At 38.3% G+C, this 21,653-nt stretch carries 24 protein-coding genes; 14 read left to right on the top strand and 10 right to left on the bottom strand.

Features of this window, described 5'->3' with window-relative positions:
- Window positions 1-60: 60 nt before the first annotated feature.
- Genes ABW51_RS06955 through ABW51_RS06935 form a run of 5 tightly spaced genes read right to left on the bottom strand, consistent with a single transcriptional unit; the run spans window position 61 to window position 4,143 of the window.
- Window positions 61-684, bottom strand: a complete 624-nt coding sequence (locus ABW51_RS06955) for a glucose-6-phosphate 1-dehydrogenase family protein (RefSeq protein ID WP_053466138.1) — start codon at window positions 682-684, stop codon at window positions 61-63.
- 9 nt (window positions 685-693) lie between these two features.
- Window positions 694-1,521, bottom strand: a complete 828-nt coding sequence (gene apaH / locus ABW51_RS06950; protein WP_053466137.1) for a bis(5'-nucleosyl)-tetraphosphatase (symmetrical) ApaH — start codon at window positions 1,519-1,521, stop codon at window positions 694-696.
- A 16-nt stretch (window positions 1,522-1,537) separates the two neighbouring features.
- On the bottom strand, window positions 1,538-2,401 hold the full coding sequence (gene rsmA, locus ABW51_RS06945) for a 16S rRNA (adenine(1518)-N(6)/adenine(1519)-N(6))-dimethyltransferase RsmA (protein ID WP_053466136.1): 864 nt from the start codon (window positions 2,399-2,401) through the stop codon (window positions 1,538-1,540).
- A gap of 40 nt (window positions 2,402-2,441) precedes the next feature.
- Window positions 2,442-3,473, bottom strand: coding sequence for a glycosyltransferase family 9 protein (locus tag ABW51_RS06940; RefSeq protein ID WP_053466135.1), 1,032 nt, complete (start codon window positions 3,471-3,473; stop codon window positions 2,442-2,444).
- Window positions 3,466-4,143, bottom strand: coding sequence for a glycosyltransferase family 25 protein (locus ABW51_RS06935; RefSeq protein ID WP_053466134.1), 678 nt, complete (start codon window positions 4,141-4,143; stop codon window positions 3,466-3,468). The genes ABW51_RS06940 and ABW51_RS06935 overlap by 8 nt, the downstream gene beginning before the upstream one ends.
- 212 nt (window positions 4,144-4,355) lie before the next feature.
- Here ABW51_RS06935 and infA point away from each other — a divergent pair, with 212 nt between their 5' ends.
- The 5 genes from infA to rplI all read left to right on the top strand — a co-directional run bounded on the left by infA (window position 4,356) and on the right by rplI (window position 6,169).
- On the top strand, window positions 4,356-4,574 hold the full coding sequence (gene infA / locus ABW51_RS06930) for a translation initiation factor IF-1 (RefSeq protein ID WP_005627617.1): 219 nt from the start codon (window positions 4,356-4,358) through the stop codon (window positions 4,572-4,574).
- Between the two features lie 198 nt (window positions 4,575-4,772).
- Entirely contained in the window at window positions 4,773-5,150 is a 378-nt protein-coding gene (gene rpsF / locus ABW51_RS06925) for a 30S ribosomal protein S6 (protein ID WP_005627620.1), read from the top strand.
- Window positions 5,137-5,463 carry a primosomal replication protein N gene (gene priB, locus ABW51_RS06920; protein ID WP_046949346.1) on the top strand — a complete coding sequence of 109 codons (327 nt, stop codon included), beginning with the start codon at window positions 5,137-5,139 and terminating at the stop codon, window positions 5,461-5,463. Before rpsF ends, priB begins: the two co-directional genes overlap by 14 nt.
- A 12-nt stretch (window positions 5,464-5,475) precedes the next feature.
- Window positions 5,476-5,703: a 30S ribosomal protein S18 gene (gene rpsR / locus ABW51_RS06915; protein WP_005598105.1), complete on the top strand. Its 228-nt coding sequence runs from the start codon at window positions 5,476-5,478 to the stop codon at window positions 5,701-5,703.
- A 16-nt stretch (window positions 5,704-5,719) separates the two neighbouring features.
- Window positions 5,720-6,169 (top strand): 50S ribosomal protein L9, encoded by a 450-nt coding sequence (rplI, locus tag ABW51_RS06910; RefSeq protein ID WP_005627626.1) that lies wholly within the window; start codon window positions 5,720-5,722, stop codon window positions 6,167-6,169.
- A 99-nt stretch (window positions 6,170-6,268) separates the two neighbouring features.
- On the opposite strand, the gene rpoD is transcribed toward rplI, so the two are convergent.
- The 3 genes from rpoD to rpsU all read right to left on the bottom strand — a co-directional run bounded on the left by rpoD (window position 6,269) and on the right by rpsU (window position 10,354).
- Window positions 6,269-8,152 carry an RNA polymerase sigma factor RpoD gene (gene rpoD, locus ABW51_RS06905; protein ID WP_053466133.1) on the bottom strand — a complete coding sequence of 628 codons (1,884 nt, stop codon included), beginning with the start codon at window positions 8,150-8,152 and terminating at the stop codon, window positions 6,269-6,271.
- Window positions 8,153-8,223: 71 nt separating this feature from the next.
- Entirely contained in the window at window positions 8,224-10,005 is a 1,782-nt protein-coding gene (gene dnaG / locus ABW51_RS06900) for a DNA primase (RefSeq protein ID WP_053466132.1), read from the bottom strand.
- A 133-nt stretch (window positions 10,006-10,138) separates the two neighbouring features.
- Complete coding sequence (gene rpsU / locus ABW51_RS06895) at window positions 10,139-10,354, bottom strand: 30S ribosomal protein S21 (protein ID WP_005627632.1); 216 nt, start codon at window positions 10,352-10,354, stop codon at window positions 10,139-10,141.
- Between the two features lie 231 nt (window positions 10,355-10,585).
- On the opposite strand from rpsU, the gene tsaD reads away from it, so the two are divergent.
- The 3 genes from tsaD to ABW51_RS06880 all read left to right on the top strand — a co-directional run bounded on the left by tsaD (window position 10,586) and on the right by ABW51_RS06880 (window position 13,593).
- The gene (gene tsaD / locus ABW51_RS06890; RefSeq protein WP_053466131.1) at window positions 10,586-11,614 is read left to right on the top strand and encodes a tRNA (adenosine(37)-N6)-threonylcarbamoyltransferase complex transferase subunit TsaD; all 1,029 of its coding nucleotides are present in this window, start codon (window positions 10,586-10,588) and stop codon (window positions 11,612-11,614) included.
- A gap of 140 nt (window positions 11,615-11,754) precedes the next feature.
- Window positions 11,755-12,336, top strand: a complete 582-nt coding sequence (locus ABW51_RS06885) for a thymidine kinase (RefSeq protein ID WP_053466130.1) — start codon at window positions 11,755-11,757, stop codon at window positions 12,334-12,336.
- A 36-nt stretch (window positions 12,337-12,372) separates the two neighbouring features.
- Window positions 12,373-13,593, top strand: coding sequence for an aromatic amino acid transport family protein (locus tag ABW51_RS06880; protein ID WP_053466129.1), 1,221 nt, complete (start codon window positions 12,373-12,375; stop codon window positions 13,591-13,593).
- A gap of 142 nt (window positions 13,594-13,735) precedes the next feature.
- Here ABW51_RS06880 and ABW51_RS06875 read toward each other — a convergent pair whose 3' ends face one another.
- The gene (locus tag ABW51_RS06875; RefSeq protein ID WP_053466128.1) at window positions 13,736-13,996 is read right to left on the bottom strand and encodes a YfhL family 4Fe-4S dicluster ferredoxin; all 261 of its coding nucleotides are present in this window, start codon (window positions 13,994-13,996) and stop codon (window positions 13,736-13,738) included.
- 76 nt (window positions 13,997-14,072) lie between these two features.
- Between ABW51_RS06875 and ABW51_RS06870 the strand changes: the two genes are divergently transcribed.
- From ABW51_RS06870 to ABW51_RS06855, 4 genes are all read left to right on the top strand, one after another.
- Window positions 14,073-14,855 (top strand): ribonuclease T2 family protein, encoded by a 783-nt coding sequence (locus ABW51_RS06870; RefSeq protein WP_053466127.1) that lies wholly within the window; start codon window positions 14,073-14,075, stop codon window positions 14,853-14,855.
- Window positions 14,856-14,950: 95 nt separating this feature from the next.
- The gene (pgk, locus tag ABW51_RS06865; RefSeq protein WP_053466126.1) at window positions 14,951-16,111 is read left to right on the top strand and encodes a phosphoglycerate kinase; all 1,161 of its coding nucleotides are present in this window, start codon (window positions 14,951-14,953) and stop codon (window positions 16,109-16,111) included.
- Window positions 16,112-16,222: 111 nt separating this feature from the next.
- On the top strand, window positions 16,223-17,302 hold the full coding sequence (fbaA, locus tag ABW51_RS06860; RefSeq protein WP_053466125.1) for a class II fructose-bisphosphate aldolase: 1,080 nt from the start codon (window positions 16,223-16,225) through the stop codon (window positions 17,300-17,302).
- A 67-nt stretch (window positions 17,303-17,369) separates the two neighbouring features.
- On the top strand, window positions 17,370-18,410 hold the full coding sequence (locus ABW51_RS06855) for a glycosyltransferase family 9 protein (protein ID WP_053466124.1): 1,041 nt from the start codon (window positions 17,370-17,372) through the stop codon (window positions 18,408-18,410).
- Here the strand turns inward: ABW51_RS06855 and yczE are convergent.
- Window positions 18,366-19,022: a membrane protein YczE gene (gene yczE, locus ABW51_RS06850; RefSeq protein WP_053466123.1), complete on the bottom strand. Its 657-nt coding sequence runs from the start codon at window positions 19,020-19,022 to the stop codon at window positions 18,366-18,368. The genes ABW51_RS06855 and yczE overlap by 45 nt on opposite strands.
- Before the next feature lie 216 nt (window positions 19,023-19,238).
- On the opposite strand from yczE, the gene ABW51_RS06845 reads away from it, so the two are divergent.
- Both ABW51_RS06845 and ABW51_RS06840 read left to right on the top strand, forming a co-directional pair.
- Window positions 19,239-20,783 carry a YjjI family glycine radical enzyme gene (locus ABW51_RS06845; RefSeq protein WP_053466122.1) on the top strand — a complete coding sequence of 515 codons (1,545 nt, stop codon included), beginning with the start codon at window positions 19,239-19,241 and terminating at the stop codon, window positions 20,781-20,783.
- An 8-nt stretch (window positions 20,784-20,791) separates the two neighbouring features.
- Window positions 20,792-21,580 carry a 4Fe-4S cluster-binding domain-containing protein gene (locus ABW51_RS06840; RefSeq protein WP_053466121.1) on the top strand — a complete coding sequence of 263 codons (789 nt, stop codon included), beginning with the start codon at window positions 20,792-20,794 and terminating at the stop codon, window positions 21,578-21,580.
- Window positions 21,581-21,653 lie beyond the last annotated feature (73 nt).

Raw genomic sequence — 21,653 nt, 5'->3', positions numbered from 1 at the left:
TTGTAATAATATCATAACAATTAAACAGCAAGAAAAACTTTCATGAAAATAACCGCACTTTTATTGATGGCAATATTCGTAAATTGGTTGTAATGCTTGAATAGTTTGAGTGATAAAAGATACGGGATTTATTTGGCTGAGCTCCGATTTTTCAATGCTTTTGCCTATGCACCAAAAATCTTCTTCTGAGCGTAAAATGAGATCGTTTTTAGTCATTTGTTTTACTTGGCGAAAATCATCATATTCACTTTCACCCTCTCGCCAAATATCAAAATCAGCAAATTGTTTGAAATCAAATTGATCAAGCCACTGATTATATTGTTGCACATTAATTTGTGAGCGATCCGCACGATAGCAATGCCAATCTAAACACACTCTTAGTCGGCGACGATTTAATAGCACAGAAAAGATTGCTGCAGAATTTTGGTTAAACTCGTATTTAAAATAAGCGAAGAAATGCGCCCGTACTTGCCAGCCATTGGTCCAACTTTCAATATGTGGTTTCGCAAAAGGCATGTCTAGTTGTTTTGCGACTTCTTGAATAATCGCTTTCCAGTTATCCCAATGTAATTTGTAATCAGCTTTAATCGCTGGAATATCTTCTGGGCAAAATTTTTTCATTTGGGCGAATTGATAGAAAGGAATATTGAACAATTCGCAAGATTCAGCCGTAAGCAAGAGCATAGTGTTTCCTTAAAAATCACTGTAATTTTTGACCGCACTTTGCGTGAAGAACTGTTTGTCTTCCCAACGCAACAGGGTCATTCGATTATTCCACACACAACCAGTATCCAAAGCATAAATACCTTGTGGCGTAGGTTCATCCACTAAACTTGCCCAATGCCCAAAGACAATAGGAATTTGTTTATAAAGTGGATTATCTAAATTAAACCAAGGCGTGAGCTCTGCTGGCGCATCTTTTAAAGGGGATTTACAAGTAAAATCAAAGCGATGATCTAAATAGCAAAAACGCATTCGAGTGAAAGCATTAATAATGTAACGATGACGTGCTAAGCCCTGTAAATCTGGCGACCAGCGATCTGGCTGTTCAGAATACATATTTTTAATAAGATAATGAAAATCGCCGTGCTGTAAAATCTGTTCAACTTCAGCCGCACAAGATTTCGCAGTTTCCAAATCCCAATCAGGCGAAACGCCTGCGTGTGCCATCAGGAAATTTAACTCTTTACTATGGACAAGTAATGGCTGATGACGTAACCAATGAATCAGTTCATCAAAATCTGGAGCATTAAAAATGGCATCAACACGATCACGTGGTTTTACTTTTTTAATACCCAGTGCGGTCGCAATTAAGTGTAAATCGTGATTACCTAGTACGGTTTGCGCGGCATTACCGAGTGATTTTACGAAACGAAGACATTCAAGTGATTTATCCCCACGCGCCACAAGATCCCCCACAAGATAAAGTTTATCTTGAGTCGGGTTGAAATCTACACGTTCTAATAAAAGCTGTAATTCATCATAACAGCCTTGTAAATCACCAACGAAATAGGTTGCCATTTTTTGGTCGCTCTTTTTACTCTTCTGAATCTAAGATTTCATCTTTATTGACATCAGCTGGTGGATTGTCCGCCAACCAGTTTGCTAAACGTGCATAATCTGCGATAGCCAAATTTTCTGCACGTGCATTTAAATCAATACCAAGTGCGGTCAGATTTTCGGCTGAAAATAATGTTGAAAGCGCATTACGCAGCGTTTTACGGCGTTGATTGAACGCTTGGGAGCAAACACGGTTCAACCAATATAAATCTTTTACAGGGTGTGGCAATTCTTTATGAGGAATTAAACGCACAACGGCTGAATCCACTTTCGGCGCAGGTTTGAAGGCCGAAGGTGGCACTTCAAGTACTGGCATCACTTGGCAGAAGTATTGAGCCATAATGGTTAAGCGGCCGTAAGCTTTGCTATTTGGCCCTGCGCATAAGCGTTTCACCACTTCTTTTTGCAACATGAAGTGCATATCTTGAATCACATCATGATACTTAAATAAGTGGAACATCAATGGAGTAGAAATGTTGTAAGGTAAGTTACCAAATACACGTAATTTCTGACCTTTTTCAGCTAAATTTTCTTTTGTATAAAGCTTACCAAAATCAAATTGCATCGCATCCGTTTCAATAACGGTGAGCTTTTGATGTAAAAATGGATGGTGACGTAAACGTTCTGCAAGATCTCGGTCAAGTTCTACCACTGTCAGATGATCGACAAGTTCACCAACAGGCTCTGTTAATGCACCAAGTCCCGGACCAATTTCCACTAAGAATTGATTAGGTTGTGGGTAAATCGCCGCCACGATACCTTGAATTACAGAAGTATCATGTAAAAAGTTTTGACCAAAGCGTTTACGCGCCGTATGGCCTAAGTGTTTTTTTGAATTCATAAAATAGTTTAGTAAATGATAAAGTTTGTGGTTGGCATCTTTAAATATCTAACCATTCTGGTTTTATTTCTTTCGGAGAGATCTCATTAACATTATCGTGATAATAAAGAATATGGCATGCATTTTTAGAATTAGGGTGCCAATGTATAAAATTTTCTTTATCTTGAGAGTAAAAACAAATCATAGGTTTATCTAACCCTGAAGCTATATGAATTGTTGATGTATCAACTGAAATAAGTAGAGCGCAATTTCTAATCAATTCAATTGTATGATAGATCGTTGTGTGAGGCTTTGAATAAATAAATACATCATCAAATTGATTAGCGATTTTACTTAAATGCTTATGAGTATCTGGTGTTGAGAGTAAGACCAATGGATATTTATGATGACTTCTAATATATGCTAAGTAATCTATAATGTGAGTGTCGTTAAATTTTCTATTTTTCCCCGCACCATAAAAGTTAATTGTAATAAAGTTATTTAACTGGTTATCAGTAATAAACTGAAGAATTTCTTCTTTGGTTGAGTCATCTTGTGGAATGTCATAGTTATCATCACTTAGACTGATGTTTGACTGAGCTAAAGCCTCTTTGTAAATTTCTGAAAAATGGCCGTCTTTAGTAATATTTATATTAAAAATATTATAATCTGCTTTTCTATAGCCGATATAATTTCGGGCATTGATTATTCTCAATAGCAATAAGTCTCGATTTCTAAGTACGATGGTTGGGTCAATGACAACATCGTATCTTTCTTTTCTAATAAGTAGTGCCGTCTTGACGTAATCAAGAATGTTTCTTTTCTTTACAAGATAAATCTCATCAATGTTATGGTTTCTTTGAAACAGATAAGCGTTCTGTTTCGTGCAGATGACACCAATTTTTATCAAAGGATTAAATTTCTTTATTTCTCTAAAAACAAAAGAACTCGCGATATAATCGCCAATTTTTCCATCTTGTCGCAAAAATAAGAAACTCTTAGGATGTTTTAAACTTTGAGGATTGTTTGCTCTTGATGCTTTATAGAGCATCCATTTCCTCACTTTTAACCTTAGGGATTTTAGTTTATTCATATCGATGATCAATTTGGTTTATTTCAGAATCAATACTTAATCCTCTAAATACACAAGGTGGTTCGATTCCATAGGCATTAATTTTTGTTTTTTGAATAAGCCCAGTTAGGTAGTCCGAAGGCATTCTTACGGGATAAGCATAATTAAGTAATTTTGAGGCACCTAATTGTGTAATTAAATATGCTGTAGTGTAAATAATGCATCGTTTAGAATTTTTGGAGGGAACTCTATAATGAGCAAGTCGATAGCCTTCATAAAGTTTTTTCTTAAAAGGATACGATTTAGCTTTACCATGATCTAAAAAGATTAAGTCATAGTTTTTTTTGACTTTATTTAATGCATCTTGAACAATTTCTTTAAAAAAATGTGAAACTATTGCATCATCTTCTAAAATAATTGCACTTTCAATTTTATTTTCTACAATATGCTCGTATGCTCGTATATGGCTGATTGCGCATCCAATTTCACCTAGTGTTAAAGGTTTTGGGGATAAATAATATTTTGGGTAAAATTCATAATCAACGGAGTCTAATATTTCTTGCGGTAATGTTTTTCCATAAGTTGCATCAAGAAATTCAAATTCTAATCCAAGTCCTAAAAGTCGTTTTGAAATAATTGCTCTTCTTGATGAATTTTTTAAACTGATAACAATAATTTTTGGAAATTGCATTTGATCTAAACCTTTAGTTGTTATACAAGAATAGACTGCGTTGGATCTTTTTTAGAGCAGTGTAACTTGTTATTATTAATGTGCAAAGTTATTTTTCTATTTCCTGCCATTTTATCTTTCTTCCTTTCTCTAAAACGGCTATAATCCGCCCGTTTTTCTTAACTTTTCCGCCTAAAGTGCGGATAAAAAATCGATTATTTTTAGAGGATACAATGGCGAAAGAAGATTGCATTGAGATGCAAGGCACAATTTTAGAGACTTTACCGAATACTATGTTCCGCGTGGAGTTGGAAAACGGTCACGTGGTTACTGCGCATATTTCTGGAAAAATGCGTAAAAACTATATCCGTATTTTGACTGGGGATAAAGTGACTGTAGAAATGACGCCTTATGATTTAAGCAAAGGTCGTATTATTTTCCGCAGTCGTTAATTACAGAAGATTTGAGATAGGCTGATATTGTTACAATATCGGCCTTCTTTTTTGCTCAAAAAGAACTCAAACGGGTTGCGGAATATGAAAAAATCGGTATAATCCGCAACCCTTAGCCACATTGAATTTTTCGTTCCTTGCCTTTGCAGATTGGTGGCTGATCTACGTCAAAGGCTGATTAACCCGTAAGGAGCAGTAATGCGTCACTACGAAATCGTGTTTATGGTTCATCCGGACCAAAGCGAGCAAGTACCAGGTATGATCGAACGTTACACCGGTTCTGTAAAAGAAGCTGGTGGTCAAGTTCATCGCCTAGAAGATTGGGGTCGTCGCCAATTAGCGTACCCAATTAACAAATTACACAAAGCACACTATGTGCTTATGAATGTAGAAGCGCCTCAACAAGTCATCGACGAGCTAGAAACGACTTTCCGTTATAACGATGCTGTATTACGCAGTCTTGTTATCCATACTAAGCACGCCGTAACAGAAGCGTCCCCAATGAAAGCGGCTAAAGAAGAACGTAAACCTTTAGCTGAAGTTGAAAACAACGATTTTGAGGATGCTGAAGAGTAATTTAAAAATTGATAATCGTTTTTCGGTTATGGGAGTCGTTTCTCAGTTACCAAAGCGATTAAAAAGCCCTAGTGGAATTGAGCATTGTAAGTTTTTGTTAGAACATCGTTCTGATCAGATTGAAAGTGGTTTCACACGTCAAGCTTGGTTAAAAATGCCAGTTCAAATTAGTGGTAATCAATTGATAGAAAAAACTCAAAGCATTACGGTCGGTAGTAAAATTTTGGTGGTGGGATTTATTACATCACATAAAACCCAAAGTGGGTTATACCAATTAGTTTTACATGCCGAGCAAATCGAATTTATAGATTAGGAGACTAGCCAAATGGCACGTTATTTCCGTCGTCGTAAGTTCTGCCGTTTCACAGCGGAAAATGTTGTTGAAATCGATTACAAAGATATCGCTACATTAAAGAACTATATTTCAGAAAGCGGCAAAATTGTACCTAGCCGTATTACCGGTACTCGTGCGAAGTACCAACGTCAATTAGCTCGTGCAATCAAGCGAGCTCGCTATTTAGCGTTACTTCCATACACTGACAATCATCAGTAATTAAGGAGACACGGTAATGCAAGTAATTCTTTTAGATAAAATTGTTCACTTAGGTCAAGTGGGCGATCAAGTAAATGTTAAATCAGGTTTTGCACGTAACTTCTTAATCCCACAAGGTAAAGCAGTTATGGCAACTAAAGCTAACATTGAACACTTTGAAGCACGTCGTGCAGAATTAGAAGCGGCAGCGGCAGCAAATCTTGCAGCAGCTCAAGCTCGTGCAGCAGAAGTTACTGCATTAGGTTCTGTGACTATCGCATCTAAAGCAGGTGATGAAGGTCGTTTATTCGGCGCAATCACTACTCGTGATGTGGCTGAAGCAGTAACTGCAGCAGGCGTTAAAATTGCGAAAAGTGAAGTTCGTTTACCAAACGGTCCAATCCGTACTCTTGGTGACCACGATGTTCGTTTCCAACTTCACGGTGAAGTATTTGCAACATTAGATGTAATCGTTGTTGCAGAATAATTTGTCAGATAGGCAAAATAAAACCCGGTCTTAGATCGGGTTTTTATTATTAGTTTAACGTAATAAAAAGGAGCTATAGCTCCTTTTTATTTGTAACTTTTAGTCGTCAAGGAAACTTCTTAATGTTTCTGAGCGGCTAGGATGACGTAATTTACGTAACGCTTTTGCTTCAATTTGACGAATACGTTCACGTGTAACGTCGAATTGTTTACCCACTTCTTCAAGCGTATGGTCGGTATTCATATCGATACCAAAACGCATACGTAATACTTTTGCTTCTCGTGGTGTTAGGCCTTCAAGAACTTCGTGAGTCGCAACTCTTAAGCTTTGTGCTGTTGCAGAATCTAAAGGAAGTTCTAGGGTTGAATCTTCAATAAAATCACCTAAATGTGAGTCATCATCATCACCAATAGGTGTTTCCATAGAAATCGGCTCTTTTGCAATTTTTAATACTTTACGGATTTTATCTTCAGGCATTCCCATACGTTCAGCTAATTCTTCTGGCGTTGCTTCACGTCCCATTTCTTGTAATAACTGGCGAGAAATGCGGTTAAGTTTATTGATTGTTTCGATCATATGCACTGGAATACGGATTGTACGCGCTTGATCCGCAATAGAGCGTGTAATGGCTTGGCGAATCCACCAAGTCGCATATGTAGAGAATTTATAACCACGGCGATACTCAAATTTATCTACCGCTTTCATTAAGCCAATATTTCCTTCTTGAATTAAGTCTAGGAATTGTAAACCGCGATTCGTGTATTTTTTCGCGATGGAAATTACTAAACGCAAGTTAGCTTCTACCATCTCTTTTTTAGCGCGACGAGCTTTTTGTTCACCTCGGGCGACTGCATCACAAATATCGCGCATTTGAGTAATGGTAAGTTTCGTATTTTCTTCAATGTTAGCTAAGTTGTTTAATGCCTCAAAAATACGTTCTTCATATTTGGGTAAGCGTTTTGCCCATGGTTTGCTTGATTTTAAGGCTTTTTGTACCCATTCAGTATTGCTGCCATTAGTAGTAATGAGTTTCTCAAAATCATCTTTTGGCATTCCTGCAATATCCACTACTATTTTTTGCAACTGACGTTCTTCGTGACGTACAGATTTCATCATTTCTTTCATTGATAAAACGAGTAAATCAAATTGTTTTGGTACTAAACGGAATTGTTTAAAAATTTCACCAAGCAGCGCAATTTGATCTTGGGCGCGTTTTCCTGAGCGACCATGTTTTTCAATAACAGCAAGTGTTTTGGTGTGTTGCTCTTTTAATTGTTGGAATTTTTCTCTTGCAACTTCTGGATCGATGCTATTATCAGACTCGCTTGAATCTGATGTAGATTCTGACTCGCTTTCGTCTTCATCTTCATTGTCTTCAACATCTGCACTTTCTGATTCTTCTCCGTCTTCAGAAAAGTTTTCATCAATGACATTATGTTCTTCTATTTCTGCATTTGGATCGACAAAACCTGTAATTAAGTCAGCTAAACGGAAGTTTCCTTTTTCCACATCATCATAATTTTTTAGCAATCCGTTTAATGCTTCAGGGTATGCAGCAATGGATGTTTGAACTTCATCAATTCCTTCTTCAATACGTTTTGCAATGCTGATTTCATCTTCACGAGTAAGAAGATCAACTGTTCCCATTTCACGCATATACATACGGACAGGATCTGTTGTTCGACCGATTTCAGATTCTACATTTGAAAGAATTTGGGTTGCCTCTTCCACCGCATCTTCATCCGGAATGGTGTCATTCAACATCATCTCATCGCTTTCTGGGGCTTCGTCCAAGACAGGAATCCCTGCATCATTTTGCAGCGTTTGTAGCAACTTATCGTAATATTCAGGGTCGATGAGATCTTCTGGTAATAAATCATTAATTTCTGCGTAGGTTAAATAACCTTGAGTGCGACCTAATTCCATCAGTTGTTCAATTTGTTCTGAATATTGTTCAGCCGTAGATTGTTGATTTTTTTCCATTTTTATATCCATTTTGCTTGATGTGATAGTAGCAATATAATTCTTGTTACAAACTTAGAATTTTATCATTGTTATTGCGGATTAACTAACTGTTTTTTCTGCTGTTCTTTACCAGCCAAAAGGTGAACGAGCATTGTTTTTTCCTCGTTAGTAAGTCCTTCAGCTCGTTCTTTAGCAATAAGCATTTCAATGTCTCGCTCAATGGCTTGAATATTTAAGCGACGATAGTTTTGTGAAAATGCATTGATCATTTCTGCTTCGTCTAATAAATGATCCCAAGTTGCTAGTATTTCAAGGGGATTGCTGTAAGGCGTATCACGGAAGTGCTCTAAAATCTGCCCTGTCGTAATACCTTCTCGTTGGCGACAAAGTGCGGTCAATTTTTCCAGAATTTCAAAACCAGCTTCCGCACGTAATGCTTGTACGCCGCTTTCAGACATACGTTTTACCAATTCAGGATTTTGCAGAAGTAATGAAATGACCATTCGCATTGGTGTCTTCTTGATCTTATTATTAGCGACTTTTTGTTGTGTATTGGCTTGTTCTAATTGTTTTGGGATAAGATTTTCTAGCTGAGTTTGATCAAAAATTCCTAGCTTTTGAGCCAACATATTGCGTAGTGACAAGCGTAGCATTTCTCCAGGAATTTGACGAATTAACGGTGCAGCCAGAGCAACTAATTTTCCTCGTCCTTCTTTGCTAGAAAAATCAACTTGCGGGCTTAAGTGAGCAAACATAAACTCGCTTAAAGATTGCGCACTTTCGATATATTCTTCAAATTTTTCTTTGCCATATTGGCGAATGTAAGTATCAGGATCTTCTCCTTCTGGCAAGAAAATAAATTTGAGTTGTCTGCCATCTTCTAAATAAGGCAATGCATTTTCTAATGCACGCCACGCTGCATCACGTCCTGCACGGTCACCATCGTAACAACAAACAACTTGTTCGGTCGAACGAAAAATAAGCTGAATTTGTTCTGATGTCGTGGATGTCCCTAAAGAGGCTACCGCATAATCCACGCCAAATTGTGCTAATGCCACTACATCCATATAACCTTCAACAACAAGTAATTGTTTGGGTTCATCGTTGGCTTGTAAGGCTTCGTACAAGCCATAAAGTTCGTTACCTTTATGATAAGTAATGGTTTCTGGTGAATTTAGATATTTTGGTTTTTCATCCGTTAATACCCGCCCTCCAAAAGCCACTGTGCGCCCACGTTTGTCACGAATTGGGAACATTATGCGATTGCGGAATTTATCGTAAACATTGCCACGATCATTGCGCGAAAGCATCCCTAAATCAATGAGTTTTTGTTGTTCTTCGCGATTGATACCAAATTTACGCAATACCGTATCCATCGCATTCAGCACAAATCCAATTTGAAAACGCTCAATAATTTCAGGCGAAAGCCCACGTTGTTGTAAATATCCTTGCGCTTGTGCATTTAATGGCAATTGGCTTTGGTAAAACTTGGCAATCTCTTGCATTAATTCATAGAGATTTCGTTTAGTTTGATAATTCGCTTGAGGTTTTTTGCTGTGATTAGCGCGTTTTTCGTAAGGCACTTCAAGCCCTGCCATCGCTGCAAGTTCTTCAATAGCCTCTACAAATTCAAGTTTGTCATAATCCATTAGAAAGGAAATGGCATTACCGTGTGCGCCACAGCCGAAGCAATGATAAAACTGTTTCTTTTGACTAACCGTGAAAGAAGGGGTTTTTTCGTGATGAAAAGGGCAGCAGGCTTGATAATCGCGGCCGGCTTTTTTTAATTTTACGCGCGTGTTAATCACATCGACAATATCGGATTTTGTTAGCAAATCATCAATAAAGGGGCGTGGAATAGAACCTTTCATTGTCGAGCCTCCGTGATCGTGGTGTGAAAGTGCGGTCGTTTTTGGCGCAGATTTTTGTTGTGCTTAAAGTAACAAAACCGTGAGTCCAAAGGATTCACGGTTTGTCTTAACTCGAGTCAGAAAATACTATAAATTAGTATAAACGGGTATTGCGCGCATTTTCGCGAGCGTTGCGTTTTGCGTGACGTTTTGCAAGTGTTGCATTTTCACGTTTACGAATTGTAGTTGGTTTTTCGTAAAATTCGCGAGCGCGTACTTCAGCTAAGATTCCCGCTTTTTCGCAAGAGCGTTTGAAACGACGTAAAGCTACGTCAAATGATTCGTTTTCACGTACTTTAATTACAGGCATAAGCCAATCACCTCAATGAGTTTAATTTAATTGCAATTTAAAATTTTATTTTTGCCAAAGCACCTGTGTGCAAATGACAAATTTAATAAAGGACGCAATTCTAATCTACTTTTAGGGAAAAAGTAAAGGAAAGAATGCCAATTAACCTTAATATTTGTGGTTTCAACTGGTTAAAACCGCTTAAACAGGGTAAAATCGCACAACATTTTAGGTAATAAATTAATAAAATCAATGAAAATCTTAGGTATTGAAACCTCCTGTGATGAAACGGGCGTGGCAATTTATGATGAAGAAAAAGGGTTAATTGCTAATCAACTTTATACTCAAATTGCCCTGCATGCAGATTATGGTGGTGTGGTTCCTGAATTAGCATCGCGCGATCACATTCGTAAAACAGCTCCTCTTATTAAAGCAGCGTTAGAAGAAGCTAAGATAACGGAGAGCGATATTGATGGTATTGCTTATACGAGTGGTCCAGGGCTTGTAGGCGCATTGCTTGTAGGCGCAACTATTGCATGTTCTTTAGCCTATGCTTGGAATGTGCCAGCGATTGGCATTCATCATATGGAAGGGCATTTACTTGCGCCAATGCTTGATAAAAATTCGCCGCACTTTCCTTTTGTTGCTTTATTGGTATCGGGTGGTCATACTCAATTGGTACGTGTAGATGGCGTAGGAAAATATGAAGTGATTGGCGAATCCATTGATGATGCTGCTGGCGAAGCCTTTGATAAAACAGCAAAATTACTTGGACTAGATTATCCAGGTGGTGCGGCACTTTCTCGTTTAGCAGAAAAAGGCACGCCAAATCGTTTCAAATTTCCACGCCCAATGACAGATCGTGCAGGCCTTGATTTTAGTTTTTCAGGTTTAAAAACCTTTGCCGCGAATACGATTAATCAAGCGATTAAAAACGAGGGTGAACTGACAGAACAAACTAAATCGGATATTGCTTATGCTTTCCAAGATGCAGTGGTAGATACTCTTGCCATTAAATGTAAGCGCGCATTGAAAGAAACAGGCTATAAACGTTTAGTGATTGCGGGCGGAGTAAGTGCAAATAAAAAGCTCCGAGAAACGCTTGCGCACTTAATGCAGAATTTAGGCGGCGAAGTGTTCTATCCACAACCTCAATTTTGTACAGATAATGGTGCAATGATTGCTTACACAGGTTTTTTACGTTTAAAACAAGGTCAGCATAGCGATTTGGTTATTGATGTTAAGCCTCGTTGGGCAATGACGGAATTAGAAGCGATTTAATGTTTATGTTTTATCGTGGGTAGGTATATCTACAGCTAATTATAGTAATAAACTTACCTTTTGGAGAACAATCACTTTACCCCAAAGGGATAATACTGAAATGAACCTAGGGTATACCTACCCTAGGTATGAAGGAAAAAATGGCAAAACTCTACTTCTATTACTCTACAATGAACGCTGGGAAATCAACGACGTTGTTACAATCCTCTTATAACTATCGTGAGCGTGATATGAACACAGTAGTTTATACGGCTGCGATTGATGATCGTTTTGGCGTGGGGAAAGTCACATCGCGTATTGGTATTTCGCAAGATGCCTTTTTATTTCGCTCGGAAACCAATTTGTTTGATGAAATCAATGAGCACATAAAAAAAGAAAAAGTACATTGCGTGCTGGTGGACGAAGCACAATTTCTTAATAAACAACAAGTTTATCAATTGAGTAATGTCGTTGATAAACTCAAAATCCCTGTGCTTTGTTATGGCTTGCGTACAGATTTTCAAGCGGAGCTTTTTGAGGGAAGTAAATATTTACTGGCTTGGGCGGATCAACTCGAAGAATTAAAAACAATTTGTTATTGTGGCCGCAAGGCTAACTTTGTTTTGCGCTTAAATGATCAAGGCGAGGTTATTAAAGAAGGTGCGCAAATTCAAATTGGGGGTAATGACTCTTACCTTTCTGTTTGCCGTTTACACTATAAAGAAAAGTGCGGTCAACTTTAAATTAGTTTTCAAACACAACACTATAAGGATAATTTTATGTTACAGAATAAAACATTTGGGAGTGCGCTGATTATTGCAGGCACAACCATTGGCGCAGGTATGCTTGCTATGCCGCTTACATCAGCGGGCATGGGCTTTGGTTATACCGTGTTATTGCTCGTGGGCTTGTGGGCTTTGTTGGTTTACAGTGGATTGTTGTTTGTAGAAGTGTATCAAACAGCGGATCAGTTGGATGATGGTGTTGCCACGCTAGCTGAAAAATATTTTGGTGTTCCGGGACGTATTTTAGCAACGTTGAGTTTGTTAATTTTACTTTATGCGCTTTCAGCCGCTTATATTACCGGTGGTGGATCTTTGCTTTCAGGCTTGCCAACAGCTTTTGGAATGGAAGCGATGTCGCTTAAAACCGCGATTATTATCTTTACTGTGGTATTAGGTTCTTTTGTGGTTGTAGGAACGAAAGGTGTGGATGGTTTAACTCGCGTGTTATTTATTGGTAAGTTAATCGCCTTTGCTTTTGTGCTATTTATGATGCTTCCCAAAGTGGCAACAGATAATTTAATGGCATTGCCTTTGGATTATGCTTTTGTGGTTTCTGCTGCGCCGATATTTTTTACTTCTTTCGGTTTCCATGTCATTATGGCAAGTGTAAATAGCTACTTAGGTGGAAGTGTTGATAAGTTTCGTCGTGCCATTTTGATTGGTACTGCGATTCCATTAGCCGCTTATCTTGTATGGCAGTTAGCAACCCACGGTGTATTAAGCCAAAGCGAATTTGTGAGAATTTTAAAAGCCGATCCAACCCTAAATGGCTTAGTGAATGCAACACGTGAAATCACAGGTTCGCATTTTATGGGAGAGGTTGTGCGTGCGTTTTCATCACTTGCACTGATTACTTCTTTCTTAGGCGTAATGCTTGGTGTATTTGAAGGCTTGGGGGATTTATTCAAGCGTTATCATTTGCCAAATAATCGTTTTGTTTTAACCATTGCCGCATTTTTACCGCCACTTGTATTTGCATTGTTTTACCCTGAAGGGTTTATTACTGCATTAAGTTACGCAGGGTTGTTGTGTGCGTTTTATTGCTTAATTTTACCAATTGGTTTGGCGTGGCGTACACGTATTGCCAATCCGACATTGCCATATCGTGTTGCTGGCGGTAATTTTGCTTTGGTGTTTGCGTTATTAATTGGCGTCGTGATTATGGTCATTCCATTTTTAATTCAATGGGGATATTTACCAGCGGTGGCGGGGTAATGTGAAGAAAAGTAACTCAATGTAGTTCTTTTATAGAGAAAAGTGCGGTGAAAAATTTCAGTTTTTTTGATAATAAAAATAAGCTCAAAATTAACCGCACTCTTTTCGAAGATGATAAGTCATATTTCAGTTGCTTTAAAAATTACAATTTATCTGAATGATGAATCATCACAAAGCGTTCCCAAAGCTGTTCTTCGGTTTCTTGATATTCAGGATCGGGCTTAATGCAGTTAGTGATTGGGCAAACTTTTTGGCAGGTTGGCGTGTCGTAGTGGCCGACACATTCCGTACAAAGTACAGGATCGATCACATAAATTTCATCGCCAATGGAAATGGCTTCGTTTGGGCATTCTGGTAAGCACATATCGCAGTTGGTACATTTGCTAGTGATGAGTAATGCCATTGTGATCCTTAATAGAAGTTGAAAGCGGCGAATTATAGCTGACAAAAACTTGATTGACAAAAACTAAACAAAATTTATGAAAAAACTTACTTCCATTCTTTCTCTTATTATCCTTGTTGTATTAGCAATTTGGCAATATTTTACTGATCCAACCAAAGCTAAACATCAATCGTCTTCTCCAGTAATCGAACAGGCTAAGCAAACAAAAGCACCTGAACCTAAATTAGAGCCTCAATTTGAGACAAAGCGGATGGATATTGAAAAAAGTGCGGTAAAAAATCCAGATGTTTTTGCCAATTATGATGTGATTATGCGCGATGATCCTATCGGGCAAAATGCAAAGGCGCCTGTCGATTATTATATATTGGCATTATCTTGGTCGCCTGGATTTTGTGATATTCAGCGTGAAAAATATGGTAATCAGCTGCCTTCCTCTTCTCAATATCAATGCGGAAATAACCGCACTTTAGGTTGGGTTGTTCATGGGCTATGGCCTCAAAATGCAAATGCACTTTCAGTGACGGATCATCCACGTTTTTGCAAGGGCGATTTACCCGCATTGCCAAAAGATTTATTAGCACGATATTTGGCTATCTCACCAGGTGAACAATTATTACAAGGCGAATGGGAAAAACACGGCAGCTGTGCATTTGATTCTGCCCAGCAATATTTTGCTAAGGAGCAGGAATTATTTAGTTCATTAAAATTACCGAATCAAAATTTAAGCCGTAATGAACTTTTTCGTTGGATGAAACAACATAATCCACAATTAAAAAATGCTTATTTAGGTGCAAGTCGAAACGAATTATTCATTTGTTATGATAAAAAATGGCGGGTAATGAATTGCCAAAGCAAATAAGAATTTCTTTGATCTAAATCGTTACAACCTAGCGCGAAGTAGGTATAATACGAAAAGTTTTCAATTTTAATTTTAACTTAATAAGAGGATAGATTATGTCAGTAATCAAAATGACCGATTTAGATTTAGCCGGTAAACGTGTATTTATCCGTGCGGATCTTAATGTGCCAGTAAAAGATGGCAAAGTGACCTCAGATGCGCGTATTCGTGCGACCATTCCTACTTTAAAATTAGCCTTAGAAAAAGGCGCAAAAGTGATGGTGACTTCTCACTTAGGTCGTCCAACTGAAGGTGAATTCAAACCAGAAGATTCTTTACAACCAGTTGTTGATTACTTAAAAGACGCGGGCTTTAATGTTCGTTTAGAACAAGACTATTTAAACGGCGTAGATATTAAAGAAGGCGAAATTGTTGTTTTAGAAAACGTACGCGTGAACAAAGGTGAAAAGAAAAACGATCCAGAATTAGGTAAAAAATATGCCGCACTTTGCGACGTATTTGTAATGGATGCGTTTGGTACAGCACACCGTGCGCAAGCATCAACTTACGGCGTTGCAGAATTTGCACCAATTGCTTGTGCAGGCCCATTATTAGCTGCTGAATTAGATGCATTAGGTAAAGCATTAAAAGAACCTGCTCGTCCAATGGTGGCTATTGTTGGTGGTTCTAAAGTTTCAACTAAATTAGAAGTATTAAATTCTCTTTCAAAAATCGCTGACCAAATTATTGTGGGCGGTGGCATTGCGAATACTTTCATCGCGGCAGCGGGTCACAATGTAGGCAAATCTTTATATGAAGAAGATTTAATTCCTGTGGCAAAAGAATTAGCAGAAAGCACTGATATTCCTGTGCCAGTTGATGTTCGTGTAGGTTTAGAGTTCTCTGAAACGGCAGCAGCAACAGAAAAAGCGGTAAATGAAGTGAAAGATGATGAATCTATCTTCGATATCGGTGATAAATCTGCAGAACAATTAGCAGAAATCATCAAAAATGCAAAAACCGTTTTATGGAATGGCCCAGTTGGCGTGTTTGAGTTTCCTAACTTCCGTAAAGGGACTGAAATCATTTCTCACGCTATTGCAAACAGCGATGCTTTTTCTATTGCTGGTGGCGGAGATACCTTAGCGGCTATTGATTTATTCGGTATTGCTGACAAGATCTCTTACATTTCAACAGGTGGTGGTGCGTTCTTAGAATTCGTAGAAGGCAAAGTATTACCTGCAGTAGAAATTCTTGAAAAACGTGCGAAAAACTAACCGCACTTTTCCTCTATAACATATTGATGGTGGCATCAAAAATGCCATCATCAATACAAATTCTTCAAATTGCGGGCTTGTCTCGCTAAACATAAAAAAGGAAACACAAGTATGGCTAAATTATTAGATATCGTGAAACCCGGTGTTGTAACAGGCGAAGATGTGCAAAAAGTTTTTGCTTATGCAAAAGAGCATAACTTTGCTATTCCTGCGGTAAACTGTGTGGGTTCTGACTCTGTTAATGCTGTGTTAGAAACTGCTGCTCGCGTAAAAGCGCCAGTGATTATTCAATTCTCAAATGGTGGTGCAGCTTTCTATGCTGGTAAAGGTATCAAACCAACGAGTGGTACTCGTCCTGATGTTTTAGGGGCGATTGCTGGTGCGAAACAGGTTCATACTTTAGCGAAAGAATACGGTGTGCCTGTTATTCTTCATACTGACCACGCAGCGAAAAAATTATTACCTTGGATCGACGGTTTATTAGATGCAGGCGAAAAACATTTTGCTGAAACGGGTCGCCCACTTTTCTCTTCACATATGATTGATTTATCAGAAGAACCAATGGAAGAAAATATGGCGATTTGCCGTGAATATCTTGTTCGTATGGATAAAATGGGGATGACCCTTGAAATCGAAATCGGTATTACTGGTGGCGAAGAAGATGGCGTAGATAACTCTGATGTAGATGAATCACGTTTATATACTCAACCATCTGATGTGCTTTATGTTTACGATCAATTACACCCAGTAAGTCCTAATTTTACCGTTGCTGCGGCATTCGGTAACGTACATGGTGTTTACAAACCAGGTAATGTAAAATTAAAACCATCTATTTTAGGTGCGTCACAAGAGTTCGTGGCAAAAGAACGCAATCTTCCTGCGAAACCAATTAACTTTGTCTTCCACGGTGGTTCAGGTTCTAGCCGCGAAGAAATCCGCGAAGCAATTAGTTATGGTGCAATCAAAATGAACATTGATACCGATACTCAATGGGCATCTTGGAATGGTATTTTGAATTTCTATAAAGCAAATGAAGCTTATCTTCAAGGTCAATTAGGTAACCCTGAAGGCCCTGATGCGCCAAACAAAAAATATTACGATCCACGTGTTTGGTTACGTAAAATGGAAGAATCTATGTCTAAACGCTTAGAGCAATCTTTCGAAGACTTAAATTGTGTTGATGTTTTATAATCCACAAAAATAACATAAAATACGACCGCACTTTCAAGTGCGGTTTTTTTATTTTAGTGGAGAAATTATGGAAAAGATTTTAGTTATTCGTAACGATAAATTAGGCGATTTTGTTCAAGCATTCCCAGCTTTTGCAATGTTGAAAGCCTCCAATCCAGAGCTAAAATTAACCGCACTTGTGCCTGCTTATACAGCACCTCTAGCGGAAGTTTGTCCGTTTATTGATCATATTATTATTGATAGCAAAAAAAATGATAAAACGGATTTCAAACGTCTTGTGCAGGAAATCAAAGCGCAGCAGTTTGATGGAATGATTAGTTTCTTTTCCAATACCCATAATGGAAAACTCGCTTGGAAAAGTGGGATTAAATATCGCCTTGCACCTGCGACTAAATGGGTTCAAATTCTTTATAATCATCGTCTAACACAACGCCGTTCTCGTTCTGAAAAATCAGAAGCTGAATACAATCAAGATTTAGTCCGTGCTTTTTTGCACAAGCATAATATGCCAGTTGTTGAACCTAAACCGCCTTATTTAACTTTCGGGAAAAGTGCGGTGGAAAATCAACGTGTTTTCTTGCAAGAGAGTTTAGGGCTTTCCGCAAATAAAAAATGGATCTTTGTGCATAGTGGTTCCGGTGGTTCAGCAACGAATCTTTCTTTAGCACAATATGCAGATTTAATTAAAGGCTTATTGGCTGAATTTGATTGCGATGTTGTGCTGACAGCAGGGCCTGGCGAAAGTGAAAACGCCCATAAATTGGCAGCTCTTGTCAATGATTTACGAGTAGTCGTTTACGATAAGAATAAAGGTTTAGTGGATTTTGCCTATTCTTTGGCTTGTGCGGATTTATTTATTGCGGGATCTACAGGACCATTGCATTTAAGCAGTGCGTTTAATATTCCGACTATCGGGTTTTATCCAAATAGCCGTTCTTCTCAGCCAAGACGTTGGAAACCCATTAATGATATAGATAAGCATCTTGCCTTTTGCCCACCTGCGGGGAAGGAGACTCAAATGAATTTAGAGTTAATTTCAATAGACAATGCGTTAGCTGAAATATCACTTTTCATACGGAATATGTGGCAAACGAGCAATAATATTTAAGAAGAATTGAACAATGCCACCTATGCTGGTGGCGAAAAGTACAGTACCTAAGCCAACAACACCACCAAGTAAAAAACCAAGTAAACAAACTGATATTTCAAGGCTTGTACGTACCACGTTGATGCTTAAATGAAAACGTTGGCAAATACCAACCATTAATCCATCTCGAGGGCCTGCACCTAAGTGACAAGTGAGATGTAAGGCAGTTCCAAAACCATAGAGTAATATACCGATCAGACAGAAGATCATTTTTGAAAAAAGTGCGGTTGGTGGCATCAGTATTTTTGTTGTGATCCCTAGAAATAGAGCAATAACGATAATATTTAATAATGTCCCAAGCCCAAGCCGTAATTTGAGAGGTTTCCATACCAACATTACTGCGCAACTAATTAAAAAAGATGACCAGCCAATATCAAAATTTGTCTGTATTGCTATGCCTTGTGAAAGTACAGTCCAAGGTGTCGATCCTAAACCTGACAATACAATAAGCCCATCTCCAATACCTAAAATAGAAAGAGCAAAAAGTAAGATTGAAATGGTTTTATATTGCACTGTCCATAATGATGTGGCAGCCCAAGATGTGTGGGGTATAACGCGTGCTTTTTTCTTCATATTTATTACCTTTCATATTCCGTTTTATCATAAAAGGAAAGATGCAAAAACAGAAATAATTTTGTCAGTTCATTTATATCAAAAACATATTATTTATTTTGAGTAACCGTTTGCATAATGTTTATTTTCTAAAACTGTGATCTTCCTCACGTTTTCAAAATTGTCTATTTTGTTACCATTGCGTACAATACAAAACCATTTTTAAAGGGGGACATTATGTTAGCTTCACTTCAAGATATTCTCGATACGGTTAAAGCCAATAATCTGACTTATCATCAAAAATTAATGACATTAGGCAATATTGCCGAGCGTTTATTTGATCCTCGTGATTTGCTTGGCTATACCGATGAAGAATGGGGCTTTTTACAGAATCAGATGATCTGTGATTTATGTGAAGGTTACGCGATTTATCGCCCTCGTTATATCCTGCCTGATTACAATGTGTATATCCAAAAAGGCTGCGAATTTTTAGAATTGCCGCCACCAAAAGATCTAGATGAAGCACTTGACGGATTATTGATTCTTTACTCTCACGTGCCATCTATTACAACTTATCCTGTTTATGTTGGCCGTCTTGATGTGTTGCTCGAACCTTTCATTACTGATGAAGAAAAAGACTACATCAAAATTAAACGTTTCTTAAATCATATCGACAAAACTGTGCCTGATTCATTCTGTCATGCCAATATTGGGCCTTATGATACGAAAGCGGGTCGCTTGATTTTACGCGCGGTGATTGAGCTTGAAGCGCCAACACCGAATATGACCATTCGTTATGATAAATCCAAAACGAGCCGTGAGTTTGCTGAACTTGCAGCAAAAGCCTGTTTATTAGTTTCTAAACCATCTTTTGCGAACGATGCTTACTATATTTCTGATCTAGGTGAAGAATATGGCGTAGCAAGTTGCTATAACGCACTTCCCGAATGTGGCGGCGCTTACACATTAACACGTTTACGTCTAGGGACGATTGCGCGCGCGTGTAAAAGTGCGGATGAAATGGTGAACGAATTATTACCACGTGTGGCGAAATGTGCTCTTTCAACCATGGATAAACGCCATAAGTTTGTAGTGGAAGAAAGTAATTTCTTTAACAGTTCATTCCTTGAAAAAGAAGGCTTTATCAAACGCACTAATTTTACGGGGATGTTCGCAATTGTGGGCTTGGCAGATGCAGCAAACCACTTATTGCAATGTGAAGGCTTAAATGAAACCTTTGGTAAGAGTGCTCGTGGTGATGAAATTGCGACAGCAATTATGGATAAACTTAAAGAAATCACCGATGCACATGAAGGGGTTTATGCAGAACGCACAGGCAATCGTTATTTATTACATGCGCAAGTCGGTGCAAGTAACCACGAAGAAGACAAACGTAACGCACCGGCTCACCGTATTCGTGTAGGCGAAGAACCAACGTTACTTACACATTTGAAACAGTCTGCACCGTTCCATAAATATTTCCCATCTGGTACAGGGGATTTATTCGCCTTTGATCAAACTTATGTAGATCACTGCGATGCGGTGGTGGATATTATTGATGGTGCATTCTCTTTAGGCTATCGCTACATTACTACCTATTTGAAAAATACAGATTTAATTCGTGTTACAGGTTATCTAGTGAAGAAAAGCGAAGTTGAAAAATACCGTAAAGGCGAAGTCGCATTACGCGATACAACCTGGTATGGCTCGGGTACGGATGAATGTGCCAACGTGTTTGATCGCCAGTTACGCGATGAAAAAGATGTCACTGCTGAAAAATAATTGGAAAAATGACCGCACTTTCTGAGATTTTTGTGCCGTTGCATCGGATTATTCCTTTTTCAAATGTAGAGGGGCAAGGCAATCGTTCGAGTATTTTTCTGCAAGGTTGTAAGTTAAATTGCTTGTATTGCCATAATCCAGAAACTATTCCTCGTTATACGGAAAATGCGAAATTGGTTAGTTTGCAGTATTTGTATGAACAGGTTATGGAGGCGGTTCCATTTATTCGCGGCGTAACAATTTCAGGCGGTGAACCGACTATCCATCATAAAAAACTCGTCCCGCTATTTGAGGCTTTACGTTCGCAAGGATTAACCTGTTATTTGGATAGTAGTGGTTTTTTTGAATTTGATCGTATTCGTTCGTTAATCGATGTTACTGACAAATTTTTATTTGATTTAAAAGGCGAGGGTATTGGCTTGCAAACACTTTGTTTCGATCCGAAAAATCAAGCTGGCATTGTGCCACAGCAAGTGATACCAGAACGTTTACATATCAAAAATGATAAACTGGAGCGGAATTTGCAAAATTTAGCTACCTTATTGCCATTAAATAAAGTGGAAGAAGTGCGGTTGGTTTTTTTAAAGCATTTTTTTGATGCGGAACATTTAGTGAGCAAGGTCGCTCAACTACTACGAAATTATCCTGACGTGGCATTAAAAATTATCCGTGTGCATAGCAAAGGTGCGCGTGATGAAGCAGGGTTATCAGTGCATATTCCAAGTGCAGAGGAAGCAAATGCGTTAGCTGCTTATGCACGTCAATGTGGAATTAACAAGGTTTTGACTATTTTGTAGTCGTTTACAAAAAGTGCGGTGAAAATTCGCCGACTTTTCATAAGAAAACAAGTAGAATAAGCCGAATTTTATT

This window comes from Haemophilus sp. C1 (assembly GCF_001276515.1).
GTDB lineage: Bacteria > Pseudomonadota > Gammaproteobacteria > Enterobacterales > Pasteurellaceae > Haemophilus.
Note: the sequence above shows the minus strand (reverse complement) of the source record. Positions and strands in the feature narration are given on the sequence as shown.

Excerpts from the sequence above, each read along its gene's own strand:
- priB (WP_046949346.1), top strand. The coding sequence starts at position 5,137 with ATGCTGAAGAGTAATTTAAAAATTGATAATCGTTTTTCGGTTATGGGA.
- rsmA (WP_053466136.1), bottom strand. The coding sequence starts at position 2,401 with ATGAATTCAAAAAAACACTTAGGCCATACGGCGCGTAAACGCTTTGGT.
- ABW51_RS06870 (WP_053466127.1), top strand. The coding sequence starts at position 14,073 with ATGAAAAAACTTACTTCCATTCTTTCTCTTATTATCCTTGTTGTATTA.
- rplI (WP_005627626.1), top strand. The coding sequence starts at position 5,720 with ATGCAAGTAATTCTTTTAGATAAAATTGTTCACTTAGGTCAAGTGGGC.
- yczE (WP_053466123.1), bottom strand. The coding sequence starts at position 19,022 with ATGAAGAAAAAAGCACGCGTTATACCCCACACATCTTGGGCTGCCACA.
- ABW51_RS06875 (WP_053466128.1), bottom strand. The coding sequence starts at position 13,996 with ATGGCATTACTCATCACTAGCAAATGTACCAACTGCGATATGTGCTTA.
- apaH (WP_053466137.1), bottom strand. The coding sequence starts at position 1,521 with ATGGCAACCTATTTCGTTGGTGATTTACAAGGCTGTTATGATGAATTA.
- rpoD (WP_053466133.1), bottom strand. The coding sequence starts at position 8,152 with ATGGAAAAAAATCAACAATCTACGGCTGAACAATATTCAGAACAAATT.
- ABW51_RS06935 (WP_053466134.1), bottom strand. The coding sequence starts at position 4,143 with ATGCAATTTCCAAAAATTATTGTTATCAGTTTAAAAAATTCATCAAGA.
- dnaG (WP_053466132.1), bottom strand. The coding sequence starts at position 10,005 with ATGAAAGGTTCTATTCCACGCCCCTTTATTGATGATTTGCTAACAAAA.
- ABW51_RS06885 (WP_053466130.1), top strand. The coding sequence starts at position 11,755 with ATGGCAAAACTCTACTTCTATTACTCTACAATGAACGCTGGGAAATCA.
- rpsF (WP_005627620.1), top strand. The coding sequence starts at position 4,773 with ATGCGTCACTACGAAATCGTGTTTATGGTTCATCCGGACCAAAGCGAG.
- ABW51_RS06955 (WP_053466138.1), bottom strand. The coding sequence starts at position 684 with ATGCTCTTGCTTACGGCTGAATCTTGCGAATTGTTCAATATTCCTTTC.
- ABW51_RS06855 (WP_053466124.1), top strand. The coding sequence starts at position 17,370 with ATGGAAAAGATTTTAGTTATTCGTAACGATAAATTAGGCGATTTTGTT.
- tsaD (WP_053466131.1), top strand. The coding sequence starts at position 10,586 with ATGAAAATCTTAGGTATTGAAACCTCCTGTGATGAAACGGGCGTGGCA.
- infA (WP_005627617.1), top strand. The coding sequence starts at position 4,356 with ATGGCGAAAGAAGATTGCATTGAGATGCAAGGCACAATTTTAGAGACT.
- pgk (WP_053466126.1), top strand. The coding sequence starts at position 14,951 with ATGTCAGTAATCAAAATGACCGATTTAGATTTAGCCGGTAAACGTGTA.
- ABW51_RS06880 (WP_053466129.1), top strand. The coding sequence starts at position 12,373 with ATGTTACAGAATAAAACATTTGGGAGTGCGCTGATTATTGCAGGCACA.
- fbaA (WP_053466125.1), top strand. The coding sequence starts at position 16,223 with ATGGCTAAATTATTAGATATCGTGAAACCCGGTGTTGTAACAGGCGAA.
- ABW51_RS06845 (WP_053466122.1), top strand. The coding sequence starts at position 19,239 with ATGTTAGCTTCACTTCAAGATATTCTCGATACGGTTAAAGCCAATAAT.
- rpsR (WP_005598105.1), top strand. The coding sequence starts at position 5,476 with ATGGCACGTTATTTCCGTCGTCGTAAGTTCTGCCGTTTCACAGCGGAA.
- rpsU (WP_005627632.1), bottom strand. The coding sequence starts at position 10,354 with ATGCCTGTAATTAAAGTACGTGAAAACGAATCATTTGACGTAGCTTTA.
- ABW51_RS06940 (WP_053466135.1), bottom strand. The coding sequence starts at position 3,473 with ATGAATAAACTAAAATCCCTAAGGTTAAAAGTGAGGAAATGGATGCTC.
- ABW51_RS06840 (WP_053466121.1), top strand. The coding sequence starts at position 20,792 with ATGACCGCACTTTCTGAGATTTTTGTGCCGTTGCATCGGATTATTCCT.